Annotated in this window: 14 protein-coding genes; 7 read left to right on the top strand and 7 right to left on the bottom strand. The window is 71.3% G+C overall.

Annotation, left to right across the window (positions count from 1 at the left end):
- Nucleotides 1-54 precede the first annotated feature (54 nt).
- Entirely contained in the window at nucleotides 55-468 is a 414-nt protein-coding gene (locus WN71_RS01750) for a pyridoxamine 5'-phosphate oxidase family protein (RefSeq protein WP_046581413.1), read from the top strand.
- A gap of 179 nt (nucleotides 469-647) precedes the next feature.
- On the opposite strand, the gene WN71_RS01745 is transcribed toward WN71_RS01750, so the two are convergent.
- Nucleotides 648-944, bottom strand: a complete 297-nt coding sequence (locus tag WN71_RS01745; protein WP_046581611.1) for a Rieske (2Fe-2S) protein — start codon at nucleotides 942-944, stop codon at nucleotides 648-650.
- Between the two features lie 363 nt (nucleotides 945-1,307).
- Between WN71_RS01745 and WN71_RS01735 the strand changes: the two genes are divergently transcribed.
- The 3 genes from WN71_RS01735 to WN71_RS01725 are packed head-to-tail and all read left to right on the top strand — an operon-like array spanning nucleotide 1,308 to nucleotide 4,307.
- A complete protein-coding gene (locus tag WN71_RS01735) occupies nucleotides 1,308-2,318 on the top strand; it encodes a helix-turn-helix domain-containing protein (RefSeq protein WP_240529532.1) in 1,011 nt (336 codons plus the stop codon).
- Between the two features lie 22 nt (nucleotides 2,319-2,340).
- Nucleotides 2,341-3,321: a helix-turn-helix transcriptional regulator gene (locus tag WN71_RS01730; protein WP_046581408.1), complete on the top strand. Its 981-nt coding sequence runs from the start codon at nucleotides 2,341-2,343 to the stop codon at nucleotides 3,319-3,321.
- Nucleotides 3,318-4,307 carry a helix-turn-helix transcriptional regulator gene (locus tag WN71_RS01725; protein WP_046581406.1) on the top strand — a complete coding sequence of 330 codons (990 nt, stop codon included), beginning with the start codon at nucleotides 3,318-3,320 and terminating at the stop codon, nucleotides 4,305-4,307. The genes WN71_RS01730 and WN71_RS01725 overlap by 4 nt, the downstream gene beginning before the upstream one ends.
- On the opposite strand, the gene WN71_RS01720 is transcribed toward WN71_RS01725, so the two are convergent.
- The gene (locus WN71_RS01720) at nucleotides 4,270-5,325 is read right to left on the bottom strand and encodes a helix-turn-helix transcriptional regulator (protein WP_046581404.1); all 1,056 of its coding nucleotides are present in this window, start codon (nucleotides 5,323-5,325) and stop codon (nucleotides 4,270-4,272) included. The two genes, WN71_RS01725 and WN71_RS01720, sit on opposite strands and share 38 nt — an antisense overlap.
- A gap of 418 nt (nucleotides 5,326-5,743) precedes the next feature.
- On the opposite strand from WN71_RS01720, the gene WN71_RS01715 reads away from it, so the two are divergent.
- From WN71_RS01715 to WN71_RS01705, 3 genes are read left to right on the top strand one after another with little or no spacing between them, the layout of a single operon-like run.
- Nucleotides 5,744-7,285: a circularly permuted type 2 ATP-grasp protein gene (locus tag WN71_RS01715; protein ID WP_046581403.1), complete on the top strand. Its 1,542-nt coding sequence runs from the start codon at nucleotides 5,744-5,746 to the stop codon at nucleotides 7,283-7,285.
- Nucleotides 7,286-7,343: 58 nt separating this feature from the next.
- Nucleotides 7,344-8,276, top strand: a complete 933-nt coding sequence (locus tag WN71_RS01710; RefSeq protein ID WP_046581401.1) for an alpha-E domain-containing protein — start codon at nucleotides 7,344-7,346, stop codon at nucleotides 8,274-8,276.
- 1 nt (nucleotide 8,277) lies between these two features.
- Nucleotides 8,278-9,120, top strand: a complete 843-nt coding sequence (locus WN71_RS01705) for a transglutaminase family protein (RefSeq protein ID WP_046581400.1) — start codon at nucleotides 8,278-8,280, stop codon at nucleotides 9,118-9,120.
- Between the two features lie 18 nt (nucleotides 9,121-9,138).
- Here WN71_RS01705 and WN71_RS01700 read toward each other — a convergent pair whose 3' ends face one another.
- The 5 genes from WN71_RS01700 to dnaK form a co-directional block, all read right to left on the bottom strand.
- The gene (locus WN71_RS01700; RefSeq protein ID WP_046581398.1) at nucleotides 9,139-10,242 is read right to left on the bottom strand and encodes a sugar ABC transporter substrate-binding protein; all 1,104 of its coding nucleotides are present in this window, start codon (nucleotides 10,240-10,242) and stop codon (nucleotides 9,139-9,141) included.
- Between the two features lie 545 nt (nucleotides 10,243-10,787).
- Nucleotides 10,788-11,249 carry a heat shock protein transcriptional repressor HspR gene (locus WN71_RS01695; protein WP_206299993.1) on the bottom strand — a complete coding sequence of 154 codons (462 nt, stop codon included), beginning with the start codon at nucleotides 11,247-11,249 and terminating at the stop codon, nucleotides 10,788-10,790.
- Nucleotides 11,250-11,254: 5 nt separating this feature from the next.
- The gene (gene dnaJ, locus WN71_RS01690) at nucleotides 11,255-12,445 is read right to left on the bottom strand and encodes a molecular chaperone DnaJ (RefSeq protein WP_046581393.1); all 1,191 of its coding nucleotides are present in this window, start codon (nucleotides 12,443-12,445) and stop codon (nucleotides 11,255-11,257) included.
- Nucleotides 12,446-12,478: 33 nt separating this feature from the next.
- On the bottom strand, nucleotides 12,479-13,132 hold the full coding sequence (grpE, locus tag WN71_RS01685; protein ID WP_046581392.1) for a nucleotide exchange factor GrpE: 654 nt from the start codon (nucleotides 13,130-13,132) through the stop codon (nucleotides 12,479-12,481).
- Nucleotides 13,129-14,967 carry a molecular chaperone DnaK gene (dnaK, locus tag WN71_RS01680; RefSeq protein ID WP_046581389.1) on the bottom strand — a complete coding sequence of 613 codons (1,839 nt, stop codon included), beginning with the start codon at nucleotides 14,965-14,967 and terminating at the stop codon, nucleotides 13,129-13,131. Before dnaK ends, grpE begins: the two co-directional genes overlap by 4 nt.
- Nucleotides 14,968-15,043 lie beyond the last annotated feature (76 nt).

The following is a 15,043-nucleotide window of genomic DNA, read 5'->3' as shown; positions in this document are numbered from 1 at the left end:
AGCAGGAAGTTCCTCCGCGTTCCCGCGCGCCGATCGCGCGCTACATTCCGGGCCATGGCGACACACCCCCAGGATCCGGGCGCGCCCGACGCCCCGTACCTCGCGTTCTGGCGCGAGAAGCACTTGTGCACCCTCACCACCCTGCGCCCCGACGGCAGCCCGCACGTGGTTCCGGTGGGGGTGACCTACGACCCCGGGGAGCGGCTGGCGCGGGTGATCACCAACGGGACGAGCGCGAAGGTGCGGCATGTGCTGGCCTGCGGCGAGGAGAGCGCGCGGGTGGCGGTGTGCCAGGTGGACGGCCGCCGCTGGGCCACTCTGGAGGGCCGGGCCTTCGTCCGGACCGACCGCCCGCGGGTGGCGGAGGCGGAGCGCCGCTACGCCGAGCGCTACGGGCGCACGCCGGCGCCGAACCCGTCCCGCGTGGTGATCGAGATCGAACTGACCCGGGCCCTGGGCCACGGCTGAGATCCACCGGAGAACCGGACGGGCGAGTGGCCGTTTTCGGCCATGCGCGCCGGGCGGCCGAAAGCCGCCGCAGTCCGGACATGTCCGCGCAAACTGCAGCGGCGTCACCGTGTTCAGGTCACGGTGACGCCGCTGCGGGGGGAAGCACCTGAGCGATCTGTTACGACGGGGGAATCGCGTCAGGCACTGCGGGGGGTGGCCGAGATGGTCCGCAGGTCCGAGGTGTCCGGCTCGGCCAGCCGGTGGTCTCGTTGGTCCAGATTCACAAAGATCATTCCGTACCGTACGGCGCACCGCACGGGCTGCGGCGCTCCGCGCGGCCGGCGCAGGCACCGGTACGCCCTTACGTCCTCGTCCTCGTCGCGGGTCACGACCACCGGTTCGCCGAAGACCGTCACCATCAACGAGTCACCACTGTGGGGGATGGCGGTGACCAGGTCGATGAAGTGCCAGCCCGAGCGGTAGGCCGTGGCCATCTCGCGCCGGAAGGACCGGTCGTCAGGAGGAGTGGTCACGTCAACTCCACACGCTGTCGTCCGTGCCGTCGGAAGTGTCGCCACCGACCACCACGGTCGGAGCCGGCGCCGACCACACACTGTCGGCCGGAGCCGCCGACGACCACACACTGTCGGCCAGCGTCGCCGCCTTGGCGCCCGAAAGGCCACTCAGCGTAGCGAAGGCCGCAACGGCGGAGAAGGCGGCGACAAGCACCGAGCGAAGCATTCTCTTACGCATAGTCGGCTTCGTCCTCACTTGAAGGTCCCCTCTTCCCCCGTCGAGTAAGACGATGGCTCATTCGGGCACGTCATGGCCACACGATCGGTGCATCATGTTCCTGCATGTTCAGGACCCTGGGGGGTGGAGATTTGGCAACGAATCGGACTAAAGCTACGCATCCCCATGCGGTGACGGAGCTGTGTGCGGAGGGCGGCCGTCTTTACGCGAACGCACTGCGCACGGGACGTATCGCCCGCGCGGACGTGGAAAACGCCCCCTGCCTGATCGAATTCGCCCTGCTCCATCCCGATCCGGACGACGCCGGCTGGCTGCGCCCGGTTCCCCCCTCGGTGGCCCTGGCCCAGCGGCTCAACCCCGTCGAACGCGAGATCACCGAACGCAGGCGGCTGTCCATCGAGCTCGCCGACGCATTCGAGCCGTTCATGGCGCTCAGCGCGCAGGTGACGGAGTCGACGCATTCGATCACCGTATTGGAGGGGCTCGACCGCATCAACGCCGCGCTCGACCTCGCCATAGCGCAGTGCCAGAACGAGATGCTCACCGTCCAGCCCAGCCAGCGCCACCCGGAGCGCCGGCTGGTGGAGGCGCTGGACCGCGACAAACCGCTGATCGAGCGCGGCGTGCGGATCCGCACCCTCTACCAGCACACCGCCCGCCACAGCCCCGAGCGGATCGCCTGGGTGGAGAAGTTCGCCGACGGCAAGGCCGAGTACCGCACCATCGACGAGCTGGTGGAGCGCCTCATCATCTGCGACGAGACGGTCGCCTTCATCCCCACCCAGGACGACCGCCAGGTCGCCCTCGAACTGCGCCACCCGGGCCTGGTCCGCTACCTGATCAAGGTGTTCGAGTTCATGTGGAGCCGCGCCGTGCCGCTGAGCGCCGGCGCCCCCTACGAGACCGCGCCCGACGGCATCACCGACATCCAGCACTCCATCGCCAAGCTGCTGGTGGAGGGCCATGTGGACGAGGCCATAGCGCGCCGCCTGGGCATGAACGTGCGCACCTGCCGGGCCCATATCGCCAAGCTGGCCCAGGTCCTGGGCAGCGGCAGCCGGGCGCAGCTCGGCTACCTCATAGCCCAGTCCGGGATCCTGAACCAGGATCAGTGAGCCGAACGGGGGGGCGGCAGGGGTGACGGCGAGGACGCACGACCACGGGGTGGAGGAGCTGTGCGAGGCCGGGCGCGGTGTCTACGCGCGTGCCCTGCGCGAGGGGAGCGTGCCGGACGCCGACGCCGAGGACGCCCCCTGCCTGCTGGGCTTCGGCCTGCTCCAGCACGACCGCGCCGACCCGGGGCAGCTGCGCCCGGTGGCCCCCTCCGTGGTGCTGCCCCGGCTGCTCGGCACCATCGAGGAGTCGATCGCCCAGCAGCGCCGGCGCGAGACCCGGCTCGCGGACGTGTTTGCCCCGTTCCTGACCATCGACGCCCAGGTGGTGCCCGGCGTCGACCCGCTCGCGATCACCGTGCTCGACGGCCTGGAGCACATCACCGCCGCCATCACCGACGCGATCGAGCACTCCCACGAGGAGGCGCTGGCCATCCAGCCCGGCCGCCGCTCGCAGACCGCGCTGACCGAGGCGCTCGCCAAGGAGCAGCGCTTCCTGTCCGCGGGCGGCCGCTTACGCACGCTCTACCAGCACACCCAGCGCCACTCCCCGTTCGTCCTGGACCACTACGAACAGCTCACCGGGGACTACGAGGTCCGCACCCTCGACGAGGTCACCGACCGCCTGATCGTGCTCGACCGGACCGTCGCCTTCGTGCCCGGCAAGTCCGACCGCACCCTCGCCCTGGAGATCCGCCACCCGGCCCTGGTCGGCTTCCTGGTCTCCGCCTTCGACCGGCTGTGGCGGCTGGCCACGCCGCTGCTGCCCACCCCCGAGCACCAGCCCGTCCGGGACGGGGTCACCACGCGCCAGCGCGCCATCGCCCGCCTGCTCGTGGAGGGCCTCACCGACGCCGTCATCGCCGACCGCCTCGGCATGAACGTACGCACCGCGCGCCTGCACATCGCCAAGCTCGCCGCGACCCTCGGCAGCGAGAGCCGCGCCCAACTCGGCTACCTCATAGCGGAGTCGGGCATCCTGAAACCGGATGGAGACCTGTCATGAGCGCGTCGGCGCATGCGCCGCACGGCATGGAGGAGCTGTGCCCCGCCGGGGAGAAGCTCTACGAACTCGCCCTGCACGAGGGCCGGGTCGGTGTCACACGGGCCGAAGAGGCGCCCTGTCTGCTGGACTTCGGGCTGCTCCAGCCGGCCGTCGACGACATGCACCGGCTCGAGCCCGTGGACCCGGCCGTCGCACTGCACCGGCTGCTGCGCGCCTCGGCGACCCGCATCGCCGACGAACGGCGGCGCGAGGAACGGCTCGCGGGGACCTTCGAGCGGCTGCTGCGGGCCGGCGGACCGCCCGGACCCGCGCCGGGCACCCAGGCCCTCACGGTGCTCAGCGGCACCGACCGGATCAACGAGGCGATCACCGCGGCCATGGTGGAGGCGGAGCACGAGACCCTGTGCATCCAGCCGCACGCCCACTACGACGAGAGCCGCACCGAACTCGCGCGGGCCCGCGCCCGCGCCCGCGACCAGGCCCTGCTCGACCGCGGCTGCCGCATCCGCACCCTCTACCAGCACACCCAGCGCCACTCCCTGGCCATCATGGCCAACTGCGAGATGCTGCGCGGCGACGTCGAGGCCCGCACCCTGGACGAGCTGACCGACCGGCTCATCGTGGTCGACCGGGCCGCCGCCTTCATCCCCGCCGACGCCGACGGCAGCCTGGCCCTGGAGATCCGCCACCCGGCGCTGATCGCCTACTTCGTGACCACCTTCGACCGGCTGTGGCGGCTGGCCACGCCCATGTACCCGCGGGCCGAACGGCAGCCCACGCTCGGCGGGGTCACCCCGCGCCAGCGGGCCATCGCCGCCCTGCTGGTCGAGGGCCACACCGACGCCGTCATCGCGAACCGCCTCGGCATGAACGTGCGCACCGCCCGGGTCCACATCGCCAAGCTCGCCGCCACCCTCGGCAGCGAGAGCCGCGCCCAGCTCGGCTACCTCATCGCGCGGTCGGGGATCCTCGATCAGGAAGGATGACCGAGGCGACCTGGGGTCCGGCCGGCCGCGGCGGCCCGTCCAGGCCCACCTGCGCGATGCGCACGCCCAGCTGGGTACGGCTCGCCGCGCCCAGCGTCTCCGACAGGCGCGCGATGTGCGCGCGGCAGGTGCGCACGCTGATGCCGAGCCGCTCGGCGATCACCGCGTCCTGGTGGCCCTCCGCCAGCAGCGCGGCGATCGACTGCTCCCGGTGCGAGATGCCCTCGATGCCGGTGTCCGGCAGCGGCGCGGTCAGCGGGATGGCCAGCCGCCACAGCCGCTCGAAGACGGTGAGCAGATAGCCGACGAGCGCCGGGTGGCGCAGCTCCAGGGCCATCGTGCGATCGGAGTTGGCGGGGATGAAGGCGACCGTGCGGTCGAAGAGGATCAGCCGGTCGATCACCTCGTCGAGGGTGCGCGCCTCGACCGTGTCGCCCATCAGCTCCAGGTAGTTGAGCAGGCCCTGGCCGTGCCGGGCGACATGCGTGTACAGGTCGCGCATCCGCACCCCGCGGCCGCGCAGCGCCAGCGCCCGGTGCAGGCCCTCGGTGAGCTCGTCCTCGCGGCGGATGCCGCCGGGCTGCACCGTGAGCACCTCGGTGGTGCACGCCTCGGTCGCCTCGTCCATCGCGGCCTGGATGCGGGAGAGTCCGTCGAGGACCCGGATCGCGGCGCCCGCGCCCTCGGCGGAGGCCGCCGAGGCCTGGACGCGGCCGCCGAGCCCGGCGTACCACTCGACGGCGGCGACCGCCGAACCGACGCGACCGTGGCTCGCCGTGACCTCGTCGTAGACCCCGCGCAGCAGCCGGGTCATGACCTCCTGCGGGGAGGTCGGCACCAGCCAGTCCATGTCGTCGGGGTCGGGGTGCAGCAGCGCCAGCTCCAGCAGGCAGGGCACCCGCTCGGCGTCCTCACGCGCCACGCGGCCCCGGCGCACCGCCCGCGAGTACACGCGGTCCCCGGCGTCGCACAACCGGTCGGCGCCGTGTGGATGGTCCTCCGTCCTGTGCCCGGCCATCGTCCATTTCACCCCCGGATACTGCGCCTTCCGCAGCGCAACTATGCGCGGCCACGACCTGGTCCGCAACAAGGCTCCCCTGGCCACCACCGTCGTAAGCCACCGGTTTCGACCGGTATTTACCGGCCTCCGCCCCTCGCATTGCAACAAGCTGACGGTGGTGGCCCGCAAGCCACAGGTGCATCGTGGAACCCGCTTCCCCCGGGTGCACGGGCGCCCGGCGCGGCCCCGGCCCGGCACCCCCCGCCGACCGGGGCCGCCGCTTCGCCCGGCAGGCCCGGGGCCGCCGCATCGCGCCCACGGGGGTGGCGCGATGCGGCGCTCGAGGCATGTCCGGGGCGCGCGCCGGGAGCACGCGTGCGCTGTTCGGAAATGCCTCAGTGATCGCCGTGTCACATACCGCATCTAACGTCCCCTCATGGCGGACATATTCGACGCGTACGCGCTGGCCGACGCGTGGGACGAGATGTTTGTACGGCCGGGTGAGGTCAGAACCGCCTACAAGCCCGTCCTGGCCGCGCTCCAGCCCATGGAACCAGGTGAACTGCGCTTCAGGGCGGACCAGATGGCCCGCGCGTTCACCGACCGCGGGGTGACCTACGCCTTCGCGGGCGAGGAACGCCCCTGGCCGCTGGACCTGGTGCCCCGGATCCTCGACGCCCTCGAATGGGACCTGATCCAGCGGGGCGTGGCCCAGCGGGTGCGCGCCCTGGAGGCGTATCTCGCCGACGCCTACGGCCCCTGCCGCGCCTTCGACGACGGCGTGGTGCCCTGGCGGCTGCTGCTGAACTCCCCGCACTTCCACCGCGCCGCGCACGGCGTCGAACCCCCCGGCGGGGTGCGCATCCATGTCGCCGGCATCGACCTCGTGCGCGACGAGGCCGGTGACTTCCGGGTCCTGGAGGACAACGTGCGGGTCCCGAGCGGGGTGTCGTACGTCATCGAGAACCGGCGGGCGATGACCCGGATCTTCCCCTCCCTCTTCGCGGAACAGCACGTACGGCCCGTGGACGGCTATCCGCAGCGGCTGCTGTCCGCCCTGCGCGCCGCCGCCCCCGAGGGGGTCGACGACCCCCGGGTGGTGGTCCTCACGCCCGGCCCCGGCAACGCCGCCTACTTCGAACACGCCCTGCTGGCACGGCTGATGGGCGTGCAGCTGGTGGAGGGCCACGACCTGGTGTGCCGGGGGAACCGGGTGCGGATGCTCACCACCCGCGGCGAGGTGCCGGTGCACGTCGTCTACCGGCGGCTGGACGACGTCTTCCTCGATCCGCTGCACTTCCGCCCGGACTCGGTGATCGGCTGCCCCGGCATCCTCGGCGCGGCGACGGCCGGCACCGTCACCCTCGCCAACGCCGTCGGCAACGGCATCGCGGACGACAAGCTGCTCTACACCTACGTCCCCGACCTGATCCGCTACTACCTGGGAGAGGAACCGATTCTGCCCAACGTCGAGTCCTACCGCCCCGACGAGCCGGGCCGGCTCGACGAGGTGCTCGACCAGATCGACCGGCTGGTGGTCAAGCCCGTCGACGGCGCCGGCGGCCAGGGCATCGTCATCGGCCCGGCCGCGGACGCCCGGACACTGGAGCGCACCCGCAGGGCCGTCGCCGCCGATCCGCGCGGCTGGATCGCCCAGCGGCCGGTGGCGCTGTCCACCTCGCCCACCCTCGCGGGCGATCGCATGGCACCGCGCCACATCGACCTGCGGCCGTTCGCGGTCAACGACGGCGGCGACGTGTGGGTGCTGCCCGGCGGACTGACCCGGGTCGCGCTCCAGGAGGGCAACCTGATCGTCAACTCCAGCCAGGGCGGCGGCTCCAAGGACACCTGGGTGCTCGCCGAGGGACCCGCCGAGCGGCCCGTCCCGCCCGCCCGCACCGCCCTGCCGGTGGTCGCCCCGCGCGAGGCGGGCCCCGACGGCCGATGGACCGTCCCGGCGGAGGAGGCGCAGCAATGAACGGCCGCCGCACCGACCCGAACGGCCCCCGGCCCGCCCCCGCGGAAGGGGCACCACGATGACCGACGTGATCCTCTCCCGTATCGCCGAGGCACTGACCTGGACCGGCCGCTACGTCGAGCGCGCCGACGCCACCGGCCGCATCCTCGACGCCTATCTGCACCGGATGCTGGAGGACCCCTGGCGCGACGAGGACGCCGCCTGCCGGTCGCTGTACGCGATCCTCGGCGTCGACGCGGGCGCGGACGGCGTGGACATGCAGCAGGTGCTCGACCAGCTCGCGTTCGACGCGCACTCGACCTGCTCCATCGAGGGCGCGCTGGGCGCGGCCCGCCGCAACGCCCGCAGCGCCCGGGAAGCCGTCTCCTCGGAGATGTGGGAGTGCCTGAACTCCACCTGGCACGCGCTGGCCGAGCAGCGCCGCGCGGCCCGCCGCACCGGCCCGCACGCCTATCTCGCGCTCGTCCGGCGGCGGTCGGCCCTCTTCTTCGGGCTGGCCGACTCCACCATGAGCCGCGACGACAGCTGGCGGTTCGTGGTCCTCGGGCGCAGCCTGGAGCGCGTCGACATGACCGTACGGCTGCTCGCGGTGCGGGTGCTGGACGCCCCGCACGCGCCGGACTGGCCGACGCTGCTGAGCGCGAGCGGCGCCGACGAGGCGTACGCGCGCCTGTACAGCGGCTTCGGCGACACCCCGCGGGTGGCCGAGTTCCTGCTGCTGGACCGCGACTTCCCGCGCTCCGCGCTGCACGCGCTGACCACGGCCGAGGAGTGCCTGAGCGCGCTCGGCCGGCCCCGCCAGGACCCGGCGCGGCGCCCCATCGGCCGGCTGCGCACCCGCCTGGAGTACCTGGACTCCCCGGCGCTGGCCGAGCAGCTGCCCACGCTGCTGGGCGACCTCCAGGCCGCCTGCCGGGCGTCCGCGGACGCCGTGGCGGAGGCGTTCTTCCCGTACCAGGGGCCCGTGGAGTGGGCCCAGGAAGGGGTCTGAGATGGCCCGCAGGCTCCGCATCCGGCACATCACCCGGGTGTCGTACGCCCAGGCCGCGGTCTCCTCGCACAACGAGGTGCGGATGACCCCGCTGACGCTGCCGGGCCAGACCACCCTGGACGCCCGGGTGAGCGTCAGCCCGGCCGCCGCGACCTGGTCGTACTGGGACTACTGGGGCACCCAGGTCACCGGCTTCGACCTGATGGACCCGCACGCCGACCTGACCATCACGGCGTCCAGCCTGGTCGAGACCGCCGCGCCGGGGCCGCTGCCCGAGGCGCCCGGCTGGCCGGAGATCGCCGGCCGCGTGGCGTCCTCACGGCTGCTGGAGTTCGCACACGCGACGGCCCGTACGGCCGTGCCCGCGCGGCTGGTGGAGGGGGCGCGGGAGCGGGTCGCGGGGCTGGGGCCGCACGAGACGGCGGAGGCCGTCTCCGCGCTGGTCGCCGACCGGGTGGCGTATCTGCCGGGCGCGACCGGCGTGAACACCTCCGCGGCCGAGGCGTGGGAGCAGGGCGCGGGCGTGTGCCAGGACATCGCGCACGTGGCGCTCGCGCTGCTGCGCGCCGTCGGGCTGCCCGCCCGCTATGTCTCCGGCTATCTGCACCCGCACACGGAGGCGGAGCCGCACCGGCCGGTCGCGGGCCAGAGCCACGCCTGGATCGAGTACTGGGCCGGTGAGTGGTGCGGTCTGGACCCGACCAACCGCACCCGCTCGGGCGAGGACCACGTGATCGTGGGGCGCGGCCGTGACTACGACGACGTCACGCCCCACAAGGGGATCTACCGCGGGGTGGCGGGCGGACCGCCGGAGGTGACCGTGGAGTTCACCAGGGTGGCCTGAATCCGCCCGCCGGAGCGACTACTTCAGGCCGTGGGCCGCGCAGGCCGTCTTGAAACCGTTGCAGATCTGCTTGACGGTGTAGATGTTGTCGGCGATGACCGTGTCCTTGATGTTGCTCGCGGTCAGCGCGACCACGGACACCAGCTGCGAGGGGATGTCCTTGTTGGTCGGGCTGTCGACCTTGTCCTGGGTGAGCGCGTCGAACTGGATGCTCTTGCCCTGGACCTTCAGGACGGCCATCTGCGCGGCGGCCTGGGCCTCGCTCGGGTACGACTTGTAGACCGACATGTACTGCGTGCCGGCGAGGATGCGCTGCACGGCGGCGAGCTCGGCGTCCTGGCCGGTGATGGGCGGCAGCTTGGAGACGCCCGCGGCCCGCAGGCTCTTGATGATGCCGGCCGCCATGGCGTCGTTGGCGGAGTAGACGCCCGCGATGTTGCTCGCGCCGACCGCGCTGATGGCCGCGGCCATCTCCTTCTGCGCGGTGTCCGGGCTCCAGTCCTGGGTGTCGTACGTCTTCGCGATCGTGACCTTGCCCTGGAGCTCCGACATCGCGCCCGCCTTGAACTGCTTGGCGTTGGGGTCGGTCGGCGAGCCGTTGACCATGATGATCTTGTCGGAGGTGTCGGCGTTCGAGCCGAGGGCCTCCATGAGGGAACGGCCCTGCACCTCGCCGACCAGCTCGTTGTCGAACGAGATGTAGGCGTCGATCGGACCCTCGGCGAGGCGGTCGTAGGCGATGACCGGGATGCCGGCGTCCTTGGCCTTCTTCACCATCGGGGCGATCTTGTGGGAGTCCACCGCGTCGAGCAGGATGACGTCGACGTGCTCGTCGATCATCTTCTGCATCTGGTCCGCCTGCTTCGAGGCGTCCTGGTCGGCGTTCTCGTACTCCGTCTTGCCCTCGTTCTTGGTGAGCGTGGCCACCTGCTTCTTGATGATGGGGTAGTCGAACTGGTCGTAACGCGTGTTCGCCTTCTCCGGCAGCAGCAGACCGACCGTCACATCGTTGCCCTTGGTCGGGCTTGCGCTCGCCCCGTCCCCCGACGCGTTCAGCACGCCGCAGCCGGCGAGCGAGAGGGTCATCGTGGACGCGGCCACAGATATGGCGATACGACGCATTCGGGGGCTCACTTCATTGCGATGCGGATGTGGGCGCTGCATTACGACCCAGGTGACTGAAAAGCCAACGCGGGAGCGCCCCCCAGCGTCAAGCGGAACTACTTAACGAACCCGCAACAGCACGCTCCGCTGCCCCTGTGAAGGCGATGCGGAACCGTCTCCAAACGCTCTTTACGGACCCTTCACCCATCGAAAGTTCATCCTAGAGCAAAGATCGGTCCATCCGAACCGCCGACCCCGTTCATCATCGCGACAACCGGCACGCACCTCGGGGGCCCGGCTCGGCGGGAACCGGGGGCCCGGCTCGGCGAGAACCTGGGGCGCGGCGAGAACCTGGGGATCGGCGGGACCCTGAGGGCGCGCCAGATGCCGTGACGGCCCGGCGGGCGCCCTGAGGGCATGACGAAGGGGCCCGGAGTCGCTCCGGGCCCCTTCGGGGTGTCACATCGGGCGCGCACCGCACACGGCCACGCACGGCCACGCACAGCCGCACCCGGCCGCAGCACGCTCGCGACCGGACCGCCGTCGGCCAGGGCCTGTCGGACCTAGTCCTTCGCCTTCTTCGGCCGCCACACCACCAGCGCGCTGGTCTGCTGGACCTCCTGGTAGGGCACCAGGTCACGGCGGTAGGAGGCGTGCACAGCGGCCTCGCGCTGACGCATGGCGGCCGCCGCCCCGTCCAGGGCCGCCTCCATCTCCGCGACCCGGGCCTGGAGCGCCGCGACCTGGTTCTCGAGTTCGATGATGCGCTTGATTCCGGCCAGGTTGATGCCCTCGTCCTGCGACAACTGCTGCACCTGGCGGAGCAGTTCGATGTCGCGGGCCGAGTAGCGCCGGCCCCGCCCGGCCGTGCGGTCGGGCGAGACCAGACCCAGCCGGTCGTACTGACGCAAGGTCTGCGGGTGCAGGCCTGAGAGTTGGGCGGCCACCGAGATGACGTAGACCGGGGTCTCCTCGGTCAGGTCGTACGGCCCACGGAAATTGTTACTGCGTCGACGGCCGTCCATCACTCTCATGCTCCCTTCGCGGCCTCGAACAGCTCGGCCCGCGGGTCCTCGCCCACGGTCGCCTCGCGATACGCCTCGAGCGCGTCACGAGCCTTCCCCGACAAGTCCTGCGGAACACTCACCTCGACGGTGACCAGAAGGTCCCCGCGGGTGCCGTCCTTGCGGACCGCGCCCTTGCCGCGGGCCCGCATCGTGCGGCCGTTGGGGGTGCCCGGCGGCAGCTTCAGGGTGACCGGCGGCCCGCCCAGGGTGGGCACCCTGACCTCGCCGCCGAGCGCCGCCTCCGTGAAGGTGACGGGCACGGTCACGGTCAGGTTGTCGTCCTTGCGGCCGAACACCGGGTGACCGTTGACATGGACCATCACGTAGAGATCGCCCGCGGGGCCGCCGCGCTCGCCCGGAGCTCCCTTGCCGCGCAGCCGTATGCGCTGCCCGTCGGTGACGCCGGCCGGGATGCGGACCTGCATCGTCCGGGAGGACTTGGCCCGTCCGCTGCCCTTGCACTCCATGCAGGGGTGCTCCGCGATCAGGCCGCGGCCCTTGCAGTCGGGGCAGGGGTCGGTCAGCGAGAACCCGCCGCCCGAGCCCCGGGCGACCTGCCCGGTGCCGACGCAGGTCGGGCACACGCGCGGTGTGCCGTTCTTGTCGCCGGTGCCGGAGCACGCCTTGCAGGGGGCCTGCGAGGACATGCGCAACGGGACCGTCGCGCCCTCGATCGCCTCGGTGAAGCTGAGGGTGACCTCGGACTCGATGTCCTGGCCGCGCCGCGGCTGGGTCCGGGTGCCGGTACCCGCGCCGCCGCGGTTGAACAGGCCCCCGAAGACGTCGCCGAGGCCACCACCGCCGCCGCCGAAGCCGCCGCCCTGACCCTGACCCTGGGCGCCGCCTCCGAAGAGGTCGCCCAGGTCGAAGTTGAAGGAGCCGCCGCCGGCGCCGGGTCCCGGCCGGAACCCGCCGCCGCCGAAGAGAGCACGCGCCTCGTCGTACTCCTTGCGCTTCTTGGGGTCACCGAGGACGTCGTTCGCCTCGGAGATCTCCTTGAACCGCTCCTCCGCCTTGGCGTTGCCCTTGTTGGCGTCCGGGTGGAACTCGCGGGCGAGCTTCCGGTACGCCTTCTTGATCTCGGCCTCGGTGGCGTCCTTGGGGACGCCGAGGACCTTGTAGTAGTCCTTCTCGATGAAGTCCTTGGTGCTCATCCCCGACGTCCCTCCTTCCTCATCGGTTCACGCTCAGCCCTCGTCCGGGCCACCGCTCTCCTTGTCGTCGCCCGTCTCCGCCTCGTCGGCCTTGACGGTCTGCGCGCCGGGCTGCGGTTCGGCGACGGCCACCCGCGCGGGGCGGATGGTGCGCTCGCCGAAGCGATACCCGGGCTGCAGAATCGCCACGCACGTCGTCTCGGTGACGTCCGGCGCGTAGCTGTGCATCAGCGCCTCGTGGACGGTCGGGTCGAAGGGCTCGCCCTCCTTGCCGAACTGCTGCAGGCCCATCTTCGCGGCGACCGTCTCCAGCGACTCCGCGACGGACTTGAAGCCGCCGACGAGTTCGCCGTGGTCCCGGGCCCGGCCGATGTCGTCGAGCACGGGCAGGAGTTCGGTCAGGAGATTCGAGATGGCGATCTCCTTGACCGCGATCCGGTCGCGTTCGACACGGCGGCGGTAGTTCTGGAACTCGGCCTGAAGGCGCTGGAGGTCCGTCGTGCGCTCGCCGAGCGCGGTCCGCACCTGGTCCAGCTGAGCCGTCAGACCCGCCAGCTGACTTGCGTCCCCGGCCGGGGCCGCCGCCTCCTCAGCGGAGGGGGCGGCGGCCTGCGGCTCGGCGTCTTCCGAGGTGGCGCCTGAGGGGACGTCGGGCTTCTCCTCGAAACCCGGGGTCTCCTCCGTCACGCGGCACCGTCCTTGCGCTCGTCGTCGACGATCTCGGCGTCCACCACGTCGTCGTCGGCGCGGGCGTCACCGGCGGAGGCGCCACCGGCGGCCTGACCGGCCTGCGCGTCGGCGTACATCGCCTGGCCCAGCTTCTGCGAGACGGCGGCGACCTTCTCCGTGGCGGTGCGGATCTCGGCGGTGTCCTCGCCCTTGAGCGTCTCCTTCAGCTCGGCGATCGCACCCTCGACCTCGGCCTTGATCTCGCCCGGGACCTTGTCCTCGTTGTCCTTGAGGAACTTCTCGGTCTGGTAGACGAGCTGCTCGCCCTGGTTGCGGGACTCGGCGGCCTCGCGGCGGCGGTGGTCCTCGTCCGCGTACTGCTCGGCCTCCTGGCGCATCCGGTCGACCTCGTCCTTCGGCAGCGAGGAGCCGCCGGTGACGGTCATCTTCTGCTCCTTGCCCGTGCCCAGGTCCTTGGCGGTCACGTGCATGATGCCGTTGGCGTCGATGTCGAAGGACACCTCGATCTGCGGGACGCCGCGGGGCGCCGGCGGCAGACCGGTCAGCTCGAACATGCCGAGCTTCTTGTTGTACGCCGCGATCTCGCGCTCGCCCTGGTAGACCTGGATCTGCACGGACGGCTGGTTGTCCTCGGCCGTCGTGAAGATCTCGGACCGCTTGGTCGGGATCGTGGTGTTGCGCTCGATGAGCTTGGTCATGATGCCGCCCTTGGTCTCGATACCGAGGGACAGCGGGGTCACGTCGAGGAGCAGGACGTCCTTGACCTCACCCTTGAGGACACCGGCCTGGAGCGAGGCGCCGATGGCGACGACCTCGTCCGGGTTCACACCCTTGTTGGCGTCCTTGCCGCCGGTCAGCTCCTTGACGAGCTCGGCGACGGCGGGCATACGGGTCGAGCCGCCGACCAGGACGACGTGGTCGATCTCGCCGAGGGAGATGCCGGCGTCCTTGATGACGTTGTGGAACGGCGTCTTGCAGCGCTCCAGCAGGTCGGCCGTCAGCTGCTGGAACTGGGCGCGGGTGAGCTTCTCGTCCAGGTGCAGCGGGCCCTCGGCGGAGGCCGTGATGTAGGGCAGGTTGATCGAGGTCTCCGAGGAGGAGGACAGCTCGATCTTGGCCTTCTCCGCGGCCTCGCGCAGGCGCTGGAGGGCCATCTTGTCCTTGGCGAGGTCCACACCGTGGCCGGAGCGGAACTGCTGCACCAGGTAGTCGACGACGCGCTGGTCCCAGTCGTCACCACCGAGGTGGTTGTCGCCGTTGGTGGCCTTCACCTCGACGACGCCGTCGCCGATCTCCAGCAGCGAGACGTCGAACGTGCCGCCACCGAGGTCGAAGACCAGGATGATCTGCTCGTCCTTGTCGAGGCCGTACGCGAGCGCGGCCGCGGTGGGCTCGTTGACGATGCGCAGGACGTTCAGGCCCGCGATCTCGCCGGCCTCCTTCGTCGCCTGGCGCTCGGAGTCGTTGAAGTACGCCGGGACGGTGATGACCGCGTCGGTCACCTTCTCGCCCAGGTAGGCCTCCGCGTCGCGCTTCAGCTTCTGGAGGATGAAGGCGCTCATCTGCTGCGGGTTGAAGGTCTTGCCGTCGAGCTCGATCTTCCAGTCGGTGCCCATGTGGCGCTTCACGGACCGGATGGTCCGGTCGACGTTGGTGACCGCCTGTCGCTTGGCGACCTCGCCGACCAGCACTTCGCCGTTCTTCGCGAAGGCGACGACGGACGGCGTGGTCCGGGCACCCTCGGCGTTGGTGATGACGGTGGGCTCGCCGCCTTCAAGAACGCTGACGACGGAGTTAGTCGTGCCCAGGTCGATGCCGACCGCACGTGCCATGGTGATTTCCTCCAGCTGACTTGAGTGGAACGGACTCAAGTGTGCATGAGGTCGGCGACTCGGTCAACAGACATGA

The sequence above is a fragment of the Streptomyces mangrovisoli genome, from assembly GCF_000974985.2.
Lineage (GTDB): Bacteria > Actinomycetota > Actinomycetes > Streptomycetales > Streptomycetaceae > Streptomyces > Streptomyces mangrovisoli.
The sequence above is the reverse complement of the archived record's forward strand: the minus strand, read 5'-3'. Positions and strand labels throughout refer to the sequence as shown.

Excerpts from the sequence above, each read along its gene's own strand:
- WN71_RS01750 (WP_046581413.1), top strand. The coding sequence starts at position 55 with ATGGCGACACACCCCCAGGATCCGGGCGCGCCCGACGCCCCGTACCTC.
- WN71_RS01745 (WP_046581611.1), bottom strand. The coding sequence starts at position 944 with ATGGCCACGGCCTACCGCTCGGGCTGGCACTTCATCGACCTGGTCACC.
- WN71_RS01735 (WP_240529532.1), top strand. The coding sequence starts at position 1,308 with ATGTTCAGGACCCTGGGGGGTGGAGATTTGGCAACGAATCGGACTAAA.
- WN71_RS01725 (WP_046581406.1), top strand. The coding sequence starts at position 3,318 with ATGAGCGCGTCGGCGCATGCGCCGCACGGCATGGAGGAGCTGTGCCCC.
- WN71_RS01720 (WP_046581404.1), bottom strand. The coding sequence starts at position 5,325 with ATGGCCGGGCACAGGACGGAGGACCATCCACACGGCGCCGACCGGTTG.
- WN71_RS01715 (WP_046581403.1), top strand. The coding sequence starts at position 5,744 with ATGGCGGACATATTCGACGCGTACGCGCTGGCCGACGCGTGGGACGAG.
- WN71_RS01710 (WP_046581401.1), top strand. The coding sequence starts at position 7,344 with ATGACCGACGTGATCCTCTCCCGTATCGCCGAGGCACTGACCTGGACC.
- WN71_RS01705 (WP_046581400.1), top strand. The coding sequence starts at position 8,278 with ATGGCCCGCAGGCTCCGCATCCGGCACATCACCCGGGTGTCGTACGCC.
- WN71_RS01700 (WP_046581398.1), bottom strand. The coding sequence starts at position 10,242 with ATGCGTCGTATCGCCATATCTGTGGCCGCGTCCACGATGACCCTCTCG.
- WN71_RS01695 (WP_206299993.1), bottom strand. The coding sequence starts at position 11,249 with ATGGACGGCCGTCGACGCAGTAACAATTTCCGTGGGCCGTACGACCTG.
- dnaJ (WP_046581393.1), bottom strand. The coding sequence starts at position 12,445 with ATGAGCACCAAGGACTTCATCGAGAAGGACTACTACAAGGTCCTCGGC.
- dnaK (WP_046581389.1), bottom strand. The coding sequence starts at position 14,967 with ATGGCACGTGCGGTCGGCATCGACCTGGGCACGACTAACTCCGTCGTC.